This window comes from Methanospirillum hungatei JF-1, from assembly GCF_000013445.1.
GTDB lineage: Archaea > Halobacteriota > Methanomicrobia > Methanomicrobiales > Methanospirillaceae > Methanospirillum > Methanospirillum hungatei.
The window spans coordinates 404,729-423,811 of record NC_007796.1 but is presented as its reverse complement, the minus strand read 5'-3'; the positions used below and the strand labels follow the sequence as shown (position 1 = coordinate 423,811).

At 41.5% G+C, this 19,083-nt stretch carries 28 protein-coding genes, 1 tRNA gene and 4 pseudogenes; 10 read left to right on the top strand and 23 right to left on the bottom strand.

Annotated features, from left to right (window positions below; translation table 11 throughout):
- The 6 genes and pseudogenes from MHUN_RS01970 to MHUN_RS01945 all read right to left on the bottom strand — a co-directional run.
- Complete coding sequence (locus MHUN_RS01970) at positions 1 to 1,029, bottom strand: polysaccharide deacetylase family protein (protein WP_011447442.1); 1,029 nt, start codon at positions 1,027 to 1,029, stop codon at positions 1 to 3.
- Positions 1,019 to 2,089, bottom strand: coding sequence for a non-hydrolyzing UDP-N-acetylglucosamine 2-epimerase (gene wecB, locus MHUN_RS01965; protein ID WP_011447441.1), 1,071 nt, complete (start codon positions 2,087 to 2,089; stop codon positions 1,019 to 1,021). Before wecB ends, MHUN_RS01970 begins: the two co-directional genes overlap by 11 nt.
- 30 nt (positions 2,090 to 2,119) lie before the next feature.
- Complete coding sequence (locus MHUN_RS17095; protein WP_143709317.1) at positions 2,120 to 2,584, bottom strand: type II toxin-antitoxin system VapC family toxin; 465 nt, start codon at positions 2,582 to 2,584, stop codon at positions 2,120 to 2,122.
- Positions 2,550 to 2,840 (bottom strand): hypothetical protein, encoded by a 291-nt coding sequence (locus tag MHUN_RS01955; RefSeq protein ID WP_011447439.1) that lies wholly within the window; start codon positions 2,838 to 2,840, stop codon positions 2,550 to 2,552. Before MHUN_RS01955 ends, MHUN_RS17095 begins: the two co-directional genes overlap by 35 nt.
- Positions 2,840 to 3,028 (bottom strand): type II toxin-antitoxin system VapB family antitoxin, encoded by a 189-nt coding sequence (locus MHUN_RS18060; RefSeq protein ID WP_083758375.1) that lies wholly within the window; start codon positions 3,026 to 3,028, stop codon positions 2,840 to 2,842. Before MHUN_RS18060 ends, MHUN_RS01955 begins: the two co-directional genes overlap by 1 nt.
- Positions 3,029 to 3,156: 128 nt before the next feature.
- A pseudogene (locus tag MHUN_RS01945) lies at positions 3,157 to 3,522 on the bottom strand (nucleotide sugar dehydrogenase); the annotation flags it as partial.
- A 61-nt stretch (positions 3,523 to 3,583) separates the two neighbouring features.
- On the opposite strand from MHUN_RS01945, the gene MHUN_RS01940 reads away from it, so the two are divergent.
- Together MHUN_RS01940 and MHUN_RS19915 are read left to right on the top strand one after the other, a co-directional pair.
- Entirely contained in the window at positions 3,584 to 3,802 is a 219-nt protein-coding gene (locus MHUN_RS01940) for a type II toxin-antitoxin system HicB family antitoxin (RefSeq protein ID WP_011447438.1), read from the top strand.
- Positions 3,799 to 4,020 (top strand): type II toxin-antitoxin system HicA family toxin, encoded by a 222-nt coding sequence (locus MHUN_RS19915; RefSeq protein ID WP_011447437.1) that lies wholly within the window; start codon positions 3,799 to 3,801, stop codon positions 4,018 to 4,020. Before MHUN_RS01940 ends, MHUN_RS19915 begins: the two co-directional genes overlap by 4 nt.
- A 142-nt stretch (positions 4,021 to 4,162) precedes the next feature.
- On the opposite strand, the gene MHUN_RS18570 is transcribed toward MHUN_RS19915, so the two are convergent.
- The 10 genes and pseudogenes from MHUN_RS18570 to MHUN_RS19905 form a co-directional block, all read right to left on the bottom strand.
- A complete protein-coding gene (locus tag MHUN_RS18570) occupies positions 4,163 to 4,357 on the bottom strand; it encodes a hypothetical protein (protein ID WP_143709315.1) in 195 nt (64 codons plus the stop codon).
- A 139-nt stretch (positions 4,358 to 4,496) separates the two neighbouring features.
- Positions 4,497 to 4,805 (bottom strand): annotated as a pseudogene (locus tag MHUN_RS18055) (UDP-N-acetylglucosamine 2-epimerase); the annotation flags it as partial.
- 135 nt (positions 4,806 to 4,940) lie between these two features.
- Positions 4,941 to 5,261: pseudogene (locus MHUN_RS01930) on the bottom strand (PIN domain-containing protein); the annotation flags it as partial.
- Positions 5,258 to 5,458: a type II toxin-antitoxin system VapB family antitoxin gene (locus MHUN_RS01925; RefSeq protein ID WP_011447436.1), complete on the bottom strand. Its 201-nt coding sequence runs from the start codon at positions 5,456 to 5,458 to the stop codon at positions 5,258 to 5,260. The pseudogene MHUN_RS01930 and the gene MHUN_RS01925, both read right to left, overlap by 4 nt.
- 113 nt (positions 5,459 to 5,571) lie before the next feature.
- Positions 5,572 to 6,237 carry a nucleotide sugar dehydrogenase gene (locus MHUN_RS01920; protein WP_052288789.1) on the bottom strand — a complete coding sequence of 222 codons (666 nt, stop codon included), beginning with the start codon at positions 6,235 to 6,237 and terminating at the stop codon, positions 5,572 to 5,574.
- Positions 6,238 to 6,334: 97 nt separating this feature from the next.
- Positions 6,335 to 6,604: a type II toxin-antitoxin system RelE/ParE family toxin gene (locus MHUN_RS19910; RefSeq protein WP_048067718.1), complete on the bottom strand. Its 270-nt coding sequence runs from the start codon at positions 6,602 to 6,604 to the stop codon at positions 6,335 to 6,337.
- 22 nt (positions 6,605 to 6,626) lie between these two features.
- A complete protein-coding gene (locus tag MHUN_RS18875) occupies positions 6,627 to 6,821 on the bottom strand; it encodes a hypothetical protein (RefSeq protein ID WP_158498129.1) in 195 nt (64 codons plus the stop codon).
- Between the two features lie 662 nt (positions 6,822 to 7,483).
- A complete protein-coding gene (locus MHUN_RS19125; RefSeq protein WP_011447433.1) occupies positions 7,484 to 7,732 on the bottom strand; it encodes a type II toxin-antitoxin system HicB family antitoxin in 249 nt (82 codons plus the stop codon).
- Between the two features lie 117 nt (positions 7,733 to 7,849).
- Positions 7,850 to 8,197 (bottom strand): annotated as a pseudogene (locus tag MHUN_RS01900) (UDP-N-acetylglucosamine 2-epimerase); the annotation flags it as partial.
- A 58-nt stretch (positions 8,198 to 8,255) separates the two neighbouring features.
- Positions 8,256 to 8,753: a type II toxin-antitoxin system VapC family toxin gene (locus tag MHUN_RS19905; protein ID WP_011447431.1), complete on the bottom strand. Its 498-nt coding sequence runs from the start codon at positions 8,751 to 8,753 to the stop codon at positions 8,256 to 8,258.
- A 303-nt stretch (positions 8,754 to 9,056) separates the two neighbouring features.
- Between MHUN_RS19905 and MHUN_RS01890 the strand changes: the two genes are divergently transcribed.
- Both MHUN_RS01890 and MHUN_RS18050 read left to right on the top strand, forming a co-directional pair.
- Entirely contained in the window at positions 9,057 to 9,704 is a 648-nt protein-coding gene (locus MHUN_RS01890; protein WP_011447430.1) for a hypothetical protein, read from the top strand.
- Positions 9,705 to 9,941: 237 nt separating this feature from the next.
- Positions 9,942 to 10,927 (top strand): IS1-like element ISMhu11 family transposase gene (locus tag MHUN_RS18050; protein ID WP_143709314.1). Its coding sequence is split into 2 segments (ribosomal slippage): positions 9,942 to 10,335 and positions 10,335 to 10,927, totalling 987 coding nucleotides; the frame shifts between segments, so codons are not numbered across the junction.
- A 222-nt stretch (positions 10,928 to 11,149) separates the two neighbouring features.
- Here the strand turns inward: MHUN_RS18050 and MHUN_RS01880 are convergent.
- The 4 genes from MHUN_RS01880 to MHUN_RS01870 all read right to left on the bottom strand — a co-directional run bounded on the left by MHUN_RS01880 (position 11,150) and on the right by MHUN_RS01870 (position 13,169).
- A tRNA-Leu gene (locus MHUN_RS01880) sits at positions 11,150 to 11,234 on the bottom strand.
- 200 nt (positions 11,235 to 11,434) lie between these two features.
- Entirely contained in the window at positions 11,435 to 11,641 is a 207-nt protein-coding gene (locus MHUN_RS01875; protein ID WP_011447427.1) for a histone family protein, read from the bottom strand.
- 663 nt (positions 11,642 to 12,304) lie between these two features.
- Positions 12,305 to 12,487, bottom strand: coding sequence for an AAA family ATPase (locus tag MHUN_RS19900; RefSeq protein ID WP_394296010.1), 183 nt, complete (start codon positions 12,485 to 12,487; stop codon positions 12,305 to 12,307).
- A 160-nt stretch (positions 12,488 to 12,647) separates the two neighbouring features.
- Entirely contained in the window at positions 12,648 to 13,169 is a 522-nt protein-coding gene (locus tag MHUN_RS01870) for a sensor histidine kinase (protein WP_143709313.1), read from the bottom strand.
- Between MHUN_RS01870 and MHUN_RS19370 the strand changes: the two genes are divergently transcribed.
- The 4 genes from MHUN_RS19370 to MHUN_RS01860 all read left to right on the top strand — a co-directional run bounded on the left by MHUN_RS19370 (position 13,146) and on the right by MHUN_RS01860 (position 14,213).
- The gene (locus MHUN_RS19370; protein ID WP_052288787.1) at positions 13,146 to 13,331 is read left to right on the top strand and encodes a hypothetical protein; all 186 of its coding nucleotides are present in this window, start codon (positions 13,146 to 13,148) and stop codon (positions 13,329 to 13,331) included. The genes MHUN_RS01870 and MHUN_RS19370 overlap by 24 nt on opposite strands.
- A 65-nt stretch (positions 13,332 to 13,396) precedes the next feature.
- Positions 13,397 to 13,531, top strand: coding sequence for a hypothetical protein (locus tag MHUN_RS19665; RefSeq protein WP_275039199.1), 135 nt, complete (start codon positions 13,397 to 13,399; stop codon positions 13,529 to 13,531).
- A 37-nt stretch (positions 13,532 to 13,568) separates the two neighbouring features.
- Entirely contained in the window at positions 13,569 to 13,691 is a 123-nt protein-coding gene (locus MHUN_RS19660) for a hypothetical protein (RefSeq protein ID WP_275039198.1), read from the top strand.
- A 6-nt stretch (positions 13,692 to 13,697) separates the two neighbouring features.
- Positions 13,698 to 14,213 (top strand): DUF6159 family protein, encoded by a 516-nt coding sequence (locus MHUN_RS01860; protein ID WP_275039206.1) that lies wholly within the window; start codon positions 13,698 to 13,700, stop codon positions 14,211 to 14,213.
- Here MHUN_RS01860 and MHUN_RS01855 read toward each other — a convergent pair.
- Positions 14,197 to 14,655: an OsmC family protein gene (locus MHUN_RS01855; RefSeq protein ID WP_048067198.1), complete on the bottom strand. Its 459-nt coding sequence runs from the start codon at positions 14,653 to 14,655 to the stop codon at positions 14,197 to 14,199. The two genes, MHUN_RS01860 and MHUN_RS01855, sit on opposite strands and share 17 nt — an antisense overlap.
- 61 nt (positions 14,656 to 14,716) lie before the next feature.
- Positions 14,717 to 15,769 (bottom strand): AI-2E family transporter, encoded by a 1,053-nt coding sequence (locus tag MHUN_RS01850; protein ID WP_011447423.1) that lies wholly within the window; start codon positions 15,767 to 15,769, stop codon positions 14,717 to 14,719.
- A gap of 161 nt (positions 15,770 to 15,930) precedes the next feature.
- Between MHUN_RS01850 and MHUN_RS01845 the strand changes: the two genes are divergently transcribed.
- Positions 15,931 to 17,646 (top strand): histidine kinase N-terminal 7TM domain-containing protein, encoded by a 1,716-nt coding sequence (locus MHUN_RS01845; protein ID WP_011447422.1) that lies wholly within the window; start codon positions 15,931 to 15,933, stop codon positions 17,644 to 17,646.
- A gap of 4 nt (positions 17,647 to 17,650) precedes the next feature.
- The gene (locus MHUN_RS01840; protein ID WP_011447421.1) at positions 17,651 to 18,439 is read left to right on the top strand and encodes an ABC transporter ATP-binding protein; all 789 of its coding nucleotides are present in this window, start codon (positions 17,651 to 17,653) and stop codon (positions 18,437 to 18,439) included.
- 56 nt (positions 18,440 to 18,495) lie between these two features.
- On the opposite strand, the gene MHUN_RS01835 is transcribed toward MHUN_RS01840, so the two are convergent.
- Positions 18,496 to 18,807 carry an RNA recognition motif domain-containing protein gene (locus MHUN_RS01835; protein ID WP_011447420.1) on the bottom strand — a complete coding sequence of 104 codons (312 nt, stop codon included), beginning with the start codon at positions 18,805 to 18,807 and terminating at the stop codon, positions 18,496 to 18,498.
- Between the last annotated feature and the right edge of the window lie 276 nt (positions 18,808 to 19,083).

Here is a 19,083-nt window from a genome sequence, read left to right as displayed (position 1 = left end):
TCATTTTTGATGAGCATCAATATTCGTTCTCATCCAGGCATCCTTTTCCTGACAATATCCAAGTATCTTCTCAAGAAGTTTTCTCTCAACACTCCATTCCCGATAACTGGTATTATGCCAATTAATTACCAATATTCCCTGACATCCTTGAACTCTTTCAATAATCTGTTGGACTAGTTTCCATCCCATATCAAAATTAAGTCGCATATAATGATGGAACATACTCCCTTCCATAATATGGAGTGGTAATTCAATAATATTGATCTCTTTACCGGTATTCAAATTCACCGGTTTGTAAGGATGACACATGCCAGTTCTAAACCCGATACAATCTGCATAACCAAGCGTTGAATCATAAGAAAAACCTGCTTGTGCAAGCAGTTCCAACGTGTCCGGCATTTGAAATTTGAGGAAATGATTCCGGTAGCCTGCTACTTTTTGACCCAGTATCTTTTCAAGCCGGCTTTTCTCAAGTAAGAGTTTATCCAGATTATATGGGGCTTCAAACCCTCCATGAAGACCTATTTCTCCTCCAGCTTCAAGAATATCCCCAAATACACACTCAATATCAGATAAAAAATACCTGAATTCCGGCTCACCTGGATTTAGCGCCTGAAAAAACCAGGTAGATTTCACACCATATTTCTCCTCTAATGATAGAATCTCATCAAAATTGAAATATGGCTTTTTTTTCGTGTGGAGTGATAAAATTTCTTGTTTTGCTGTTTTCGTATCACCCTGTTTTATTGCAAGGCATCCTGCTATCAATTTTGTATATGGAGATCCATATATAATATCAATATCATGGGTCACCCAAACCGCAAACTCACATCCATCCGGATACTCCGGATTAACTAATCCTTGTTCAAACAAATATTCCGAAACTGAGGGCCTAAAGATATCCCGTTCCCTACTTGCCCAGTATGGAAACCTCCCATACATATCTCGTATAGGATTTTCGTACTCTTCCCGTCGGGTAAACCGGTCCCACAGGTCAGGGCGTTCGGATTTAAGGAATTCAAACCCCATTCATATACTCCCCGACCAGTTCACCAATACTCCCCGATGCACCACTCCCAAACAAGTCCGGATGCCCACCGGAAGGCAGAAACTCTCTTACCATCGCTCCAATCTTCTCCCTATCAGCCCCAACCAATACATTCCACCCTGCCTCTACTGTCTCCACCCACTCGGTATTCTCACGCAAAGTAATACACGGGACCGAGAGCAGGTACGCCTCTTTCTGAACTCCGCCTGAATCGGTCAGGATCTTCCCGGCTGAACCCATTGCCGCAAGCATATCAAGGTATCCAAGAGGAACACAGGGTATGATATTCCCCGGCATGCTATCCCACAACTCAAACGAGATAAGATTTTTCCTGGTCCGGGGATGAACAGGAAATAACGTCAGCAAACCACAATCACCAATGGCCCCGATAATATGTTCCATGTGATCAGGGTTATCAGTATTTGACGGACGGTGAACAGTCAGGATCAGATACTTGCCGGGAGTGAGCGAATACTTTTCCAGAATCTTTGATCGTTCCCTTGCGATCTCCTTATTATATTCAAGAGCATCTACCATCACATCGCCGGTCAGGAACACCCCCTTTGTTATCCCTTCGCTTCGAAGATTATCCACTGCAGTCTGGGTGGGACAGAAGAGCAGGTCAGACAGATGATCGACCAGGACCCGGTTGATCTCTTCCGGCATTGTCCTATCAAAACTTCGAAGCCCTGCCTCCACGTGGGCAACCGGAATATGGAGTTTTGCCGCAGCCAGCCCTCCGGCAAGGGTCGAGTTGGTATCACCATACACGAGGACAAGATCCGGCTGCTCCTTGATCAGGACCTCTTCGATCTTCGCGAGACATTCCCCGGTCTGCTTCCCATGTGGTCCTGATCCAACCCCGAGATGATAATCAGGTTTTGGGATCTCAAGTTCCTCGAAGAAGACGTCAGACATCTCCGGGTCGTAATGCTGTCCGGTATGGATCAAAACTTCCTGGTGGGTTTTTCGAAGCTCCCTGGATACCGAGGCACATTTGATGAACTGGGGTCTGGCACCGACGATTGATATGATCTTCATGAATTGATTTGGAATACTTTTCTGGATTATTCAGATTAACGGTACGGTAAATGGATATTCTTCTGCAACACATGAAAGTATAGAATCACAACAAACAAAAATCCAATCATCATTTGAAATCAATGAAAATGCTGCCAGATGAAGTGAATCAAGGGTTCGAAGGCCAAATTTATCTCCATACGAAAATATGAGTTTTTGGGCTTCTTTAATCACCAGGGGTGTTGTTGGCTCAATACAATAATGAGACATTTCTTTTTCAAATCCTGATATGGCTATATTTAATGATTTTTTTGACAACTCATGATTACGATATCGTCGAAATATTGCACTAAAGTATTCAATTTGCGCAATATCCAGTATATAGAGATTATTTTGTGCATTTAAAATTAATTCACGAGTTCTCTCTGACCCTTCCTCATTATGGAAGATTTTTACGAGGGCAGAGGTGTCAAAAACAGATTCACACTCGGTCATCTCTAGCCAGGATAATGTCATCTGACAGGTTTCCCGTAAGGCTACTCAGAGCAGAACAGACTTCTTCAAATGCATGTTCCCTTTTTTTATTACTTGGTTTCGGGCGAATTGCTTTAATCGCATGAATATACTGATACACAGACAGATATTCTGAAACTGACATGTCTTTAATTTCATCCAAAACCAGATCCTTAACCTTCATGATGGCTCCCTCTTGATAATTTATTTTAATTATCTTATTCACAGATAATATGATTCTTATAGGTAAATCTGTCACTATCTGGGGGTAATATTTATTTCATTCTCTCTTTCTGCTAATGCACAGATGAGAAAATCGATGGTTGAACCAAGGGTTCCTGCAGATGGACAAATGTTATAGAACTCTGCTGCTTTCTTGGTGTTACATCCACCAATTACCAGGGCTTCGGAGATGAGATTATCGTCGACTGCAAGGTTTGTTGCCATCCGCACACCTTTTCACACAATGGATTACATATCATATGTGTAAACGTATAAAATAAAGGTAATTTCCAGATGAGTGATTTAATTTCTTGTATCTTTCAACTTTCTTACAATAATCATGAACAGAGAACAACCGCGATACAATGCCCGCCTACAAGTCCGGGCCGGTACGGGTGAACGTTCCATTTTGTCCCGGCAGCCTCTAGGACCGCCGTCGTATCAAGACCCATGCGGGAGAATATCAGGGATAACTCGTTGACAAGAGCAATGTTCAGGTCACGCTGGATATTCTCGATGACCTTGGCCGCTTCAGCGGTCCTGATATCAGGAGCACGGTACACTGTCGTCACCAATCCGTATACCTGGCAGTTCGTATCTGTAGTCTTTTCATCCATGCCGGATACGATCTTTGTCGTTCGCTCCAGAGTATGCTCATCGTCATTCGGGTTGATCCGCTCCGGGGAGTACCCGACAAAGAAATCCTTTCCGCAGACCATCCATATCATTGATGAAAAATGAGATAAATTTGATATAAATTCATGCCTAACACGTAATAATATGACTTTAAAATTTAAAGTTGAATTAATCCAAGAGCCTGATGGGGGCTATATCGCTCATGTCCCTGCTCTACCTGGATGTCATACGCAGGGTGACTCATTTGATGAAGTAATTGAAAATGTCAAAGATGCAATTCAGTTATATATGGATGTATTATCTGAGGAATCAACCATATCACCCACCAATAGCCAATCTCAAATTGTAGAAGTATCTATATGACACGTCTACCAGTGATTTCTGGATTCGAAATGGTAAAAATTCTAACCCGATTTGGATGGACCCCGGTAAGACAAACCGGTAGTCATTGCATCATGAAAAAACAGGGTTCAATCTTCAGAATTGTTATCCCCCAGCATAGGGAATTACGCCCGGGTATCATTCATCAGATCATGAAAGAAGCAGATTTGAGCATTGAGCAAATAACAAAATATCTATAATCTTTGTTTTCCCTCCATATTTGAGTTGAGATATTTTTGGTTTATGCAGATTAATTCAAAATTTCCCATACCAAATCCCTCTCCCTTCCGCTTCTCCCTGGCCCACAATCCATTATATCCACAAGCACCGGATGGTCATTCATCAGACCACGAATCTCACTGACCCCATCTCCCGGAATTGTCGGTGACCCACCGCCATTATCACCGCATCCATCTTCAGGTCCAGCCCGGGTAACCCTTTCACCCCGAACTGCTCAATCATCTCATCGGAAAGCAGAGGGTTATACCCATACTCTTCAATCGTATACACTATCAATTCCCTCCCTGACGATCTCAAAGACCGGCGACTCCCGAATGTTAGGCACATCCTCCTTGTAGATGCCCCATAATCAGGACATTCGACCCCCGGATCACCTTTCCGACATCATTCAGGCCCATGATAGCCATCCGTGCCACATGACCCGCCATCGAGTCATTAATCGACCGGCCAGAGTCGAGTTGGTATCACCATACACTAGGACAAGAACCGGCTGCTCCTTGATCAGGACTTCTTCGATCTTCGCGAGGCATTCACCGGTCTGCTTCCCATGTGGTCATGAACCAACCCCGAGATGGTAATCTGGTTTTGGTATCTCAAGTTCCTCGAAGAAGATGTCAGACATCTCCGGGTCATAATGCTGTCCGGTATGGACTAATACCTCCCGGTGGTTTTTTCGAAGCTCCCTGGATACCGGGGCACATTTAATAAACTCTGGCCTGGCACCGACGATTGATATGATTTTCATGGAAAAAGTAACTCTTTTTTGGATGTTAAACTGCGAATTTATTTTTTTTGGTGAAAAAAGAGTGATATCAAGATGTTTTGCATAATGAAAGAAGTCATTATCTGTCGTAAAAATGGGTGCATTCTCTCTTTCTGCTAGTGCACAGATGAGAAAATCGATGTGTGACCCCTGGATCCCTGCAGAACGACAAATATTATAGCACTCTGCTGCCTTCTCATAATCAGAGCTTATAAGAGGAAGATCTCGAAAAGCCTGGAGTTTTTCTTTCAATTCTTCGAATTGTTTATTTGAAGAGATTCCAGATAATAATTCCTGTCTGATTGGTCCAATCATCAGTATTCGGGTTTCATCTATTAGTTCAATCAATGAATGAACGAGATTTGCTTCTTCTGGCGTTCTAACACCAGACCTTCTCAGGGCTAATGACCAGACAGATGTATCTACAAGAATTTTCACGTTCTAGACCTATTTTTCTTATAATCATAATCTGAATCATAATCAATTGTTCCGAACAATGATGTAATCTGGATCTGTTTTCTTCTTTGGATGTATTCTATGAGAGCTTCAGTAACTGCTGCTTTCTTGGTGTTACATCCACCAATTACCAGGGCTTCGGAGATGAGATTATCGTCGACTGCAAGGTTTGTTGCCATCCACACACCTATTCACACAATGGATTACATATCATATGTGTAAACGTATAAAATAAAGGTAATTTCCAGATGAGTGATTTAATTTCTTGTATCTTTCAACTTTCTTACAATAATCATGAACAGAGAACAACCGCGATACAATGCCCGCCGAAAAGTCCCGGCCGGTACGGGTGAAAGTTCCATTTTGTCCCGGCAGCCTCTAGGACCGCCGTCGTATCAAGACCCATGCGGGAGAATATCAGGGATAACTCGTTGACAAGAACAATGTTCAGGTCACGCTGGATATTCTCGATGAACTTGGCCGCTTCAGCGGTCCGGATAACAGGAGCACGGTACACTGTCGTCACCAATCCGTATACCTGGCAGTTCTTATCTGTAGTCTTTTCATCCATGCCGGATACGATCTTTGTCGTTCGCTCCAGAGTATGCTCATCGTCATTCGGGTTGATCCGCTCCGGGGAGTACCCGACAAAGAAATCCTCTCCGCATTTCTTCCCGAACTCCTGCTCAAGGATTGGCACGACGACCTCTTCAGTCACACCAGGATAGACCGTGGACTCCATAACAACGATTGCTCCCTCTTTCAGGTTCTGCCCCACCGTTCGTGCAGCACCCATGACCGGGCCAAGATCCGGATCTTTCGCTTTCATCACCGACGTCGGGACACAGATCATGATGATATCCGCCTCCCGGATTGCCTTCGGATCAGTCGTGGCCAGATTATTCGAGCCTGATGCCGTGAGCAGCTCAGTCTTCCTCCGGTCGATGTCAAAGCCCATGGTCGGAAGGTGCTCTGCAAAGGCTCAAGCCAGGGGAGTTCCGATATAGCCAAGACCGACAACGCAGATGGTAAATGGGGTGAGTGGTTTTTTATTTTTATCTGAATGTTCGAAATAGTTTGTCATAAAAATTTTCTCTGGTTTTTACCAGTAGAATCTCAATCTCCCTTGAAGACTCATTAATCTGATATGCTATCCGATATTGTGTTGAATTAAATGTGAAATGGTATGATCTGATACCTTTGAGAGGTTCAGACAGTTCCTCATAGATATATGGATTACGAGCAATGTGAAGAGCTTCCGATTTAATCTTTTCCCTTAACTTTTCTGGAAATTTCTTATAATTTTTCAATGCCGAAGGAGCCATCGAGATACCATAGGGCTCCATTTCACCACTGATCAATAGGAATTCCTTTTTGTTGAGAATATTCCTTTGAAGACTGCTGGATGATCTCAAATGAATCATTATCAAGGAGAATTTCCAAAGTCTCAATCTCCTTTTCATCAAGTGATTTGATTATATGAGCAAGACGATTCAAATTAATGAGATTGAAATCTGTCTGTTGTTCAGAAATAATAGTCATGTTTAAATTAAGATTTAGAAATGCATAGTATTTTTTACTTTGTATCCAATTAGGATCTGTCGTAACCTGCACCTTTAACCTTTTTTCAAAAAACTTTAGTAATACTCGTCTCCTTTTCCCTGAAAAGGAAGTGAATTTCAGGGAAAAATCAGACATATCAATAACATGAAATTATCCGGAATATCACCAATAATATGACAATTCATCCGATTCAGCAATCTCCTCGATAACCTGAATATCATCAATTTGAAGGCAGCCATGGAACAAATCCCGAATTGGTTTATGTGGGTTTCTTGAGACTTCGACTTCTGTTCCATCTGAAAATCCGGTTATTTTATCACATATCTAATTATTTTGTGAAACTTCCGCTTTCACCATAATACTCTATTCCAATCTGAACAGATATCTTTTTTTCATGATACGATGTACAGGTTTTTATCATTGGGATCATTGCGATACCCATTGGTTTTATTTTGTGATTCTACTTTCATCTAAATTATACATGAAAAATCAATTTTCATATCTCTCCTCTAGGGGTCTAGAGCGAGCCCGGTTAGGAGTATAATAAATATCATGAGACCCTTTTCCATGTCGTTTTAAGATATATCCCACTTTCATCACCTTACGGACCACCTCTTTTGATTGATACCGTGGTATTCGTGTCATACAGATACAGGAATTGGGACATGAATATCTAAAAGATACGTTGATTCCGGATCTGTTTCGAGGGCCTCTCTTCTGTTCTCTTCTAATTCAATGGAAATCAGGTTTCGTGCCACATCTTCAGCTATCTCAATAGTTTCATCAATATTATTACCTTGTGCAATTAATCCAGGGAGTACATCACTCGTTACAAGGTAATAGCCCTCAGGCAGATATGTTATTGGGATTGGAATAATTATTGTTTTCACAAACTCACCGGTTCTAAATAATTTATTATCTTATGTATTGTAAGATGGTATCATAAGAGTAGTGCTCACCAAATATACCTCCTCTTCCAGTAGTCCTGTCAAAAATCAGAAGTCAGTCTCCAGATGGACAACCGGAATGTTGAATTTTACTACAGCCAGCCCTCCGGCCAGAGTCGAGTTGGTATCACCATACACTAGGACAAGAACCGGCTGCTCCTTGATCAGGACTTCTTCGATCTTCGCGAGGCATTCACCGGTCTGCTTCCCATGTGGTCCTGAACCAACCCAGAGGTGGTAATCAGGTTTTGGTATCTCAAGTTCCTCGAAGAGGATGTCAGACATCTCCGGGTCATAATGCTGTCCGGTATGGACTAATACCTCCCGGTGGTTTTTTCGAAGCTCCCTGGATACCGGGGCACATTTAATAAACTCTGGCCTGGCACCGACGATTGATATGATCTTCATGAATTGATTTGGAATACTTTTCTGGATTATTCAGATAAACGGTACGGTAAATGGATATTCACTCATGGTTAAAACCTATATTTTCTTGTTGTATTGGATTTAAAACGGTAAATTGACTTTCTTCTGCAACACATGACAGTATAGAGTCACAACAAACAAAGATCCAATCTTCACTTGAAATTAATGAAAATGCTGCCAGATGAATTGAATCAAGGGTTCGAAGGTCAGATTTTTCTCCATATGAAAATATGAGGTTTTGGGCTTCTTTAATCACCAGCGGTGTTGTCGGCTCAATATAATAATGAGATATTTCTTTTTCAAATCCAGATATAGCGATATTCAATGATTTTTTTGACAACTCATGATTACGATATCGTCGAAATATTGCACTATAATATTCAATTTGCGCAATATCCAGTATATAGAGATTATTTTGTGCATTTAAAATTAATTCACGAGTTCTCTCTGACCCTTTCTCATTATGGAAGATCTTTACGAGGGCAGAGGGATCAAAAACAGATTCATACCCGTTCTTCTCTAGCCTGGATGATATCATCTGACAGGTTTCCCGGAAGCCTACTCATGCAGAACAAGCATCTTAAAATGAATGTTCTCTCTATAGATTATTTAATTTCGGGCGAATTGATTTAATTGCATGAATATACTGATACACAGACAGTTCTGCCGATGCTGACAAGTCTTTTATTTTTCCAAAATCAGATCCATAACTCCCAACCTTCATTGAATTATTTAATCACAGATGGGGATAGTTACCGTCGGAAAATTCTTCAATGTGATGTGTACCAGAACCACCTTATATCATCCATATCTTAATAATGTATAAAAGGTAAAAGATGGTATGATGTCAATTCTGGCTGGTTTGAAATGGTCAATCGGAGTCCTCTCCATTATATGTTTGGGAATACTCTATTTCGGAACGGTATCTGCCGTGATGGTATCAAGTCCTGATGTCGTGAAACCAGGTGAAGAGGTTTCAATTTTTATTGGTAACATTAAAGCAGGAGATCCTTTTAAAATTGATATTATCGGCAATATTAAAACTGAAGCTGGCTCATTCTTTTCTTTCAAATTGAATAACCTTAGTTTGCCATTAGATATCACGAATCCAACACTTCGGATAAATATGAATGGATTAGTCCCTAATAGTATGTTGAATGTTTCAGTTAATCAACATAAATATAATGGAGCATTAGATACTGCAGATGCGACAGGATTGTATGACTATGAGATCGATAAACCTACTATGCCTGAAGGAAATTATGATATCGAAATTAATGGAACTGCAGCGAAAACTCAGATCCCAGTTACCTTTACAATTAGAGGGACAAATGTTGTCGCTGAACCGCTCGCAGAATCCACCTTTAGTATTACCGGTTTCTCAAATGGGGTTTTTGATGTAACATCTTATGTTGTTAACATGGAACCGGATAAATATGTAGAGAAGAAACAATTTACCGTTCAGGACCAGCTTATCGCTATAAAATAATAATTTGCCTTGATTTTGTTATAAAATAATTATTACCATTTTCATCCAAATCACCTTTTTTACACTCTTATTCATTGAGAGTAAAGTGACTACTTATGATTCAACATACTTTCATCAACCTTATACAGGTGAGAAAATTTGGTAGTGCCCTGTTAGCAAGCTGGTAATACTAAGTGCAAATAAAGTATTAAATTTTATGTACTAAAAATTAATATAAGTTTAGATATAATTATTTTCATGGTTGGAAAACGTGGTCCTATATTGATTACGTGTCAAAATCCGGATTGTACTTATTTTCAAATTGAAGATGGAAAGAATATTACTAAAAATGGGCATAATTCTGCAGGCAATCAACAGTACTATTGCCATCACTGTCGACGTTTTTTTATTGAAACTAAAAATACTCCTCTGTATGATTCTCGTTTACCACGAACTGCTGTTCTCATAATTGCGAAACACTCGACTGAAAAAACTTCAATTCGAGGAGTATCTCGAGTTACCGGACACCATCGCGACACTATATCTCGATATTATCACTTAATCGGTGAACATGCTGAAAAACTCAACGATTATTTTATTCATGACATTTCCGCGGGGGATTGTGAGATGGATGAAATTTGGGAGTTTGTTCAAAAAAAAACAAGAATCTCCTAACAACTGACTCTGAAGAATTAGGTGATTGTTGGTCCTATACTTGTTTTAAAAGGGATTCTGGATTATTTTTAGCATTTGAATCTGGAAAAAGAAATATTGATACTTGTGCAGATATGTTAGTTCGATTTTTTAACCGAATGGAACTTCCAACGCCAGAAAACAAAATATCGATTTTTACTGATGGAAACGTCCAATATAGCATTTGTTTACCTGAATTATATTGTGAGCCATGCTTGGATTATGGTCAGGTGATCAAAGTAAAAGAGAAGAATAAACTTGTTTATGTCATTCGAGAGAAAATTATGGGAAATCCAGATAGTAAAGCAATCTCTACCTCAGTCATTGAGGGCTACAATAATAAAATCAGACAACGATTGAGCCGTTTTGGAAGGAAAACTGCCTCTTTTTCAAAAAAACTCAATAGATTCATTTCAGCGCTAAATATCTTTCAATTTGTGCATAATTTTATCGAAGTAAAAAGTAGTCACAAGTCTCCAGCAATGTTAGAAAGTATTACTGATCATCTTTGGAATTGGAGTGAGTTTTTAAACTACCATGTTCAGTTCTAAAGGAGGCCAGTACCGAAAATTTCCTGATAAACAATATCAGTCAGAAATTCCCTCTTTATCATATTCTATGGTTAATGACGAATTAGAAAGACTGAATTAATGCGCTATTAAGCAAAAATAAAGTAAATAAAGAACCCATCTGACACTCATAAAAAACCTCATGTCAATGGCCTTAACACAAGAGAAAAATACACTGAATGGAAGATCAAAATGAAATTTATATGCGAGGGAAGGGATTTGAACCCTTGGATTCCTTCGAAACCGGATCTTAAGTCCGGCCCATTTGGCCAGGCTTTGGTACCCTCGCGCCTTATTACATTGGAATACCAGATATTAGAATCTATCCCGTGACCCAGTCAGATGTACACCAATACCCAAATTCATACCTGAAAATCAGGTAATTGACGAACAGGTATACACAATTATTCCCACTTTCCAGAGAGAAACCAATAATTTGCGCACACCAGGATGATAACAAACACGAGAAAAATAACAAGAAGAAGCCATTCAGGCCTTATTTGCAGCCATTTCAACGTCTTCTTCTTTTATCGTTTTCCTACCTGCGTGCATGGCAAGCTTATTTGCTTCCTTTGCAAGGTATCCGATATAATTCTCCGCTTTCTCAACTAATACCGCCGCTGCATCGCTGCCGACACGCTCAGCCCCATTCGATTTCGCAATCCTGACAACTGCTGCAATTGGCAGATCTGTCATAACACTACCCCAAAAATAAGTTATCTGGGATCTATATAAAATTTATGACTCAATTGACGACAACCAGTTTCAATTTCCATAGTACAACAAATTGGTATAGGCCCATGATGCAAGAAAATTAATTTTATGTATGATTAGTAAGAACGAACATGCAATCCGGGAACCTTCCGAAAATGTAAATCACGAGTGATGATACAATAATTATTGGTAAGACAGATTGATGCAATCAATTCATCAAAATCTCCAATACAATCACCCTTTTTTAAGATTTGATGATAGTTCTCATGTCTCTCGAGTACCGTTGAATCAATATCTAATTAAATTAAGACCGAGATTAATTCTTCAACCTCCCTTTTATCTCTCTCAATATCTGATAATCAGAATACTCCCTTGAAAAGTTCCAGTTTAGTAATTAATGGTTATACAGATAATCTCATTATCTCTTTCGAGTTCCCTGAGAAGTGATATTGTATCTCTATCTTTCTGGATAAAATCAATAAGAAAGGAGGGATTGAGAATTACCATTAAAAATTAACCTCACGTAGGACACGTGATCTAATTTCTTCAAGATGCTTATTTTACATGAAAAACCCTATTGGGGAAATCCCTCAAGGCCCTTAATATTCCTGAGGATCAGGCATATTTAGAGTCTGGGACAAGCCCCTAGAAGAGATCCCGTTTCCCGAGAAAATATAATTTTATTGTTGATAGAAGGAGTGATTTTCCAAATCTTCGGGGTCTTGCAAGGAAGAACAGGCCTTTTGGATACCGGACGAGTTCATACACATCTCGCGTTTTATCGACATACAAAAATCCACCCTCAATCAGATCCTGGAATGTGTAGATACTAGTGCTCCTCGGTTTTATCTCTCCCTCTCTTATGATATATTGTGCTGAAAGCGGATAAACCCGGCTCTCTTACATCCTATTTACGGGATCTTCTCTGTTTCCTAGAATAATAGTGACGAAGAAAATATCAGGTCAGGAGTTTCTGGCAGATCTCTGGTTACCCGGTACGTATATATTTCCCGGGGGGGACGATTATCTCAAATTTTGCTCCCTCTCCTAATTTCCCGGTCTCCCGGATTTTCATTCCGGTAATACTCAAAATTTCCCTGACTAGAAATAATCCTAATCCGGTCCCTTTTCCATACCCCTTGGTAAAGATCTGTTCTTTCTCAGTATCTGGAATACCTGGGCCATTATCATATATCGAAATAATAAGACCTTCATCGGATTCATGACATTGCATACGAATACATGGCTTATCTGGACAATATTTAATAGAATTATCAACAATATTAAAAAACACCTTTTCAAGAAGTGGATCAGCATACACCAGAACTGAACTGCAATTATTGGTGCCTTCCCCAAATGCCACGGTACAGTTCATCGTTGCCGTCACATCAAGGAACGTCTGTAATACTGGTTTCCATACCGGCTTTCTAACGCCGATCTCCTGGTATTCCCGGGCAAGATCTATGAAGTTTTTTGTGTGTGTTTTATGGGGAGCGAATATGGTCTGCACTTCTCCGCCGGGGATGAGAAGATTGCAGATTTATTATGGGATATCGGGCTGAGGCGGAACAGTGCCCGTGTGCTGACACTCATGGTAAAAGATGTGGATCTGACCTCCCGTGAGATTGAGAGGGTGGTGGAACTTCGTCAGCCGGAAGTAGTAGTGCAATAACTGATCTTATGAAAAAGAGATGGATCCACATCGTTCACCAGATAACAGAGAATAAAGGGAGACCGATGAAGGTGTTTCACATCGCCAAGACCCTTAATGAGATGCTTGATGAACTCAGGGATACCTTAATCGGTTCATATGAGATGAAATTTCAGGATATCGAGCGGGTTCGTAATTTATTGCATCAAAAACAGGCATAAACGAAATTTTGAGCAAGTAATAACTAGATGGAATACTATGTTTGAATCATTATCCCGCAGCATAACACTGACAAGGGAAAGTTTTGCAGTTATTCAGAAAGATAAGGAGATACTCCTCTTCCCGGTCCTTCCCGGAGTTGCATGCATTCTTTTTCTCTGAACAGTCATAACTGCTACGATTGATTTGATTCTCTCTCTGATTGGGGATAATAACAACATTATCAGACAGATTATTATAAGTATGATCGGCTTTGTATGGAGTCTGCTGACATACTTCGTTAAATCAGTCATGATTTTAAGGGATCTGGGAATTGGGGCATCGATAAAAGAGTCAGCAGCACTCTTTCGAAGAACCTGCGAGGCAATCGTAGGTCCCGGGTCTATCTCACTCATCTTTGTGATCATTGGGATTATTGCACTAGCCCCGGTCTTCCTTGTCTCCCTGAGTGGGAACGGGGCGCTCATCCTGGCCGCGATTACTGAGTATATCCTCCTGATCGTGATTCTTACAATTATTGCATCCGCCCTTCAGGAAGTGCTTAATACTCCATTGCATATCTATGCGAAGACAGGTACTGTTCCATCGGCATTCAGCTCTGATCTTATCACCATTGTATTTGTTCCAAAAAACAGCCGGATGAGTCCGGGAAATAACTATCCCTTTTTTATTGAATTAACCTGAATTCCCAGGTCATCGTTGATGTCTCTCCAAAGATGACCGCAATGGGGCAGAGGAGAGTCATGGTTTTTTTCAGGGTATCTGCTATGACAGCCTCATCACAAGCACATTTCAGGGAGATGAGATGATGTACCGTCTCGAAGGTAGCTGGGAGATCCTGTTTTCGTGTTGCAGTTGTTTCGATCAGGAGCTGTTCAGGTTTTATTCCCTTATCGCCAAGGTCCAGAAGAATCTTAATCCCAATGCACCCGCCCAGGGATGCAAACAGGTAATCGATAGGATTCGGGATGGCACCTCCGCCGCCAAGATGGACATGGGCATCTATCGGAATGGTAAGTCCGGTGCTGGTATGGGCGGAAAAACTCATGTTACCAGTATGCCTGACGGTCATAGTCACCGGCTTAAACTCCATTCTGGCAGAATCCCAGGAAATATCATTACTCATGCATACAGGTTTTTTAAGCAGATAAAAAAAAGTTGGCACAGGAAATGACTATCCGGTATGATCAGATCTGTTCCACATCCGGCTCTTCCTGAACCGACCCGATAATCATCGCAAGGGATCGGGTTTCCGGATAACTCTCAAGGATCATCTTCAGAAGTACTGTCAGGGGAACTGCCACGACAACCCCTGCACCTCCAAGAAAATATCCCCAGAATATCATTGAGATGAATACAATCGCTGGAGAGAGCTCCATACCCCTGCCTGCCAGTTCAGGAAAGAGAACATTTTCAGAGAAGAGATTTACAATACTTGCAACAATTACAACCAAAAGCGCTGCATATGGGTTAATTTCTATAAGAGCCAGCACCGTCGGAGGAACAAGGGCGATAATAAACCCGATATAAGGGACAAAGTTCAGCACAAACATCAATAATCCCCAGAGCCAGGGGTCCTGCACCCCGATGATAAACAAGGCAATACCAAATCCCGCACCGGTAACAAAATTCACTTTTGTCCGGATTATGACATATTCAATAACGACAGAACCAAATTCAGTCATCCGGGTGGCAAGTTCCTGCCGGTACGAACCAAGGACGGTATTGATCTTCTGAGAGAATACCGTAGCCTCTAAAAGCAGGAACAAAGTTGTAAAGAGAACGATAAAAAGAGCGGATAACTGCCCGATAAAAGAGGTAACCATTTCAGGTGAGATGACACCAAGTGATCCGGTCATCTGACTTGCCGGAATGAGAGTAGACACCTTTATTCCAAATTTTGAAAGGATTGTATCAATCTCCCCCATATTGGACTGTATCCCTTCTTCTATCCGGGGTATATGTTCAATGAGAGGTGATATCGAAAGCACCACCATCGCTACAACCCCGATAAGACAACCGAGAAAGATGAAAAATGCCAGATATCCGGATATCCGTGGATCGAATCCCCGTTTTTGGAACCATAGCGAGACAACGGAGAAGATAACCGCAGCAAATACCGATAATAAAAACGGTCCTATAAAACCTCCGGCCATTTTCAACCCTGCGAGGATGATAAAACAGCAGGCGGTCAGGAAGATAATCCGATCGGTCTGAGGAAGATTTTCAAGAGAGACCATAGTATAGAGACGATCGGGAGCTGTATAGTTCTTTTCGTATGAAAAGGGTTATGAGCTGATAGGGAGATGTATTGATTTAGATAATCATCATCTGTTTTTTGCCTGGTGGGGTTGGGCATAACCGGATGTTCTTCTAACTGGTGAATTATGGGGGGATTCACATGGACGGTATCGCCATACTTGGATTATTCTGTCTTATTTCAGCAGTAATCACGTATGGTCTTGGTATTTTTGTCTATGCCAAAAACCCTGATTCCAGAGTGAACCGCCTGTTTCTCATGGTGACCGCCGGTGCATCATACTGGGCTGTCGGAGAATACCTGATTTGGAGTGTTAATAGTTATGAAAATGTCCTGTTCTGGCTGAAGGCGAGTTCCCTATGGACCGTGGTCATCGTAATGTGTATTCATTTCATCCTCTGTTTTGCGGATCATCCGATGGCACGACGGGAAAATCGTGCATATCTCCTCATGCTCCTCTATATTCCCGCAATAATTCTTGCAGGGGTGAATTTTTTCACGGACCATATCTTTACCGTCGGATACTCACCAGATTTCAGGTATTATTACACACCCTCAATCGGGGATCCAATTTATACCGCTGCTACAATCTATTTCCTTGCAGTTCTCTTCTGGGCGATATACATCGGATGGCAGGCACGAAGATCAGCCGGGAATGATACCTTAAAGCGGCAGTCAAGTTCTGTCAGTATCGGACTTCTTATTCTATTAGGATTCGGTTCGCAGTCTGTCGTCATTCTGCCACTTTTTGGAATTTTTGCACCTAATATGGTGTTTATCGGCATTGTTCTCTTTTCGGTGGCAATCACCTATGCAATCCTGAAATACGGACTGTTCATTTTAACCCCTGAAACTGTTGCAACAAATATCATTCAGACCATGCCGGACGGACTTCTCCTCACCGACATGGATGGGCGGGTAATTACCACCAACAATTCTGCAAAAAAACTTCTCACCGGTTCATTTCAGACAAATCCGGAAGTATTCACCGGACCTCCTCTGCCTGAACCGGTTTTTTCCAAAATTCGCGATGATATTGTCCGGAATGGAATGATCTCTGACTATGAACTAATTCCGGATTCTGACACTAAGAAAACCATGAGCATATCAGGATCACTGGTCACTGATCCGGACCGGGGACCAGCCGGACTAATTCTTATCATTCATAACATCACCGAACGGAAGAATGCAGAAAAAGCACTCACACTTGCAAATGAAAAGATATCCCTTCTGACACACCTGACCAGACATGATATCAGCAATCTTGTTATGGCCGTTTCAGGGTATCTGGAGATTTTGGAGAGTGAGGATGATGAACAAAGGCGCAAGGAGATACTCTCTGTCTGTATCAACCTCGTGGAAAAAATTACCAGACATCTGCATTTTTCACGGGAATACCAGAGTATCGGACTTCATGAGCCCGTATGGCAGGATTGTGAACGGCTGATTCTGCGGGCTGTAGAGGATATTCAGCATGACCAGGTTGAACTGACAATTGACCTCGTTCCAGCGGACATTTTTGCTGATCCACTCTCGGTAAAAGTCATATACAATCTCTTAGAAAATGCCATGCGTCATGCCACGGGAATTTCCCGGATAGAGATTTATTCGCAGAAGATGGATGATGGATCATATGCACTTGTCATTGAAGATGATGGTCCTGGTATCAGACCGGATGAGAAAGAGCGCATCTTTAAGCAGGGATATGGAAAGAATACCGGCCTTGGTCTGACACTTGCACGGGAGATCCTGCTGGTTACGAATATTCAGATCTGTGAAAATGGTGAATTTGGAAAGGGAGCACGGTTTGAGATAAGTATTCCACCTGAATCATGGAGAATGAAAACTCGGGAATAAAATCATGAATCATACACCACTTTTTGTAGATTTTCAAAATATCACGGTTGCACACAATACGACGATCCTGTTACATGCACTCTCGGTTCAGATTCCTGACGGAGAACACGTTGCTATTCTCGGACCAAACGGCTCAGGAAAATCCACCTTTATCAGGACACTCATCAGGGAGCATTATCCAGTCTATTCAGAATCAGGCTCAGTATTTCGGATCTGGGGTCAGGAGACATGGGACGTCTTTACTCTTCGATCCCATTTCGGGTATGTATCCCAGGACCTCCAATATACATTTCACCGGAATATTTCCGGGAGAGAGGTGATTCTATCAGGCTTTTTTAGCAGTATCGGGCTCTTCTTTCATACCATCACACCAGAGATGGAAAACAAGGCAGATGAGATCCTCTCTTTTTTGGAAATTTCCCATCTGGCTGATCGATCATTTTCTGATATGTCAACCGGCGAGGCCAGGAGATTTCTTATCGGACGGGCACTGGTTCATAATCCACGGGTCCTCATCCTTGACGAACCTTCAAACAGTCTGGACCTTCATGCCCTGCACATGCTCCGCTCTACCATGAGAAAAGTTGCGGCACAGACTGTCATCATACTTGTCACTCATTCCCTTCCTGACATCATCCCGGAGATAAACCGGGTCATTTTGTTTAAAAACGGTGCCATCTACCAGGACGGACCGAAAGAAGAGGTACTGACAGATCGGTTTATCCGTGCTGTCTTTGATGTTCCGGTCAGGATCATTCATGATGACGGATACTACTATGCAACAGGATATTAACAGATTAATTGAATAATAATCCAATATTTGGATAAAAAAGGGAGATATTGATCTGATTAGAAGCGTCTTCTGTTAAAGCCGCCACTTGAGCCGCCAAACCCACCGCTCCGGTTTCCACCAAAGTCACGGCGTGGCTGCATTGGGCGTGCTTCATCGATACGCATAGTTCTTCCGTCAAATTCAGTATCGTTCAGGGCATCGAGTGCTGCCTGGGCTTCCTCTGAAGTTCCCATCTCGACAAATCCAAAACCTTTGTTCTCAATGATTTTGGCGCTGACAACCTCTCCATAGGATGAGAAAAGTTCGCTGAGCTGGCTTTCGTTTGTGGAGTAGGGCAGGTTGCCTACGTATAATTTCTTTCCTTCCATGATAGTCCCTTATGGGCTTTTGCATAACTGTTGGGCCGCAGTGATCAAAATCACATTGCGCCAGAGAATTACCAAGAATAGCAGTGAGATACCCTTTCGAACTGAACGAGAACTTACAAAAACTATTTCCAGAATTTACTCTTTCGTCTGCACATACAGATTGCCGCATGAGCATATAAGGTTTGTCATCATACAGAAAAATTACCTTCGGATTTTGAGAGAAAAACATCATATTGCTGGTATTGTTCAAAAATGGGATGAAGTGAGATGTCACAA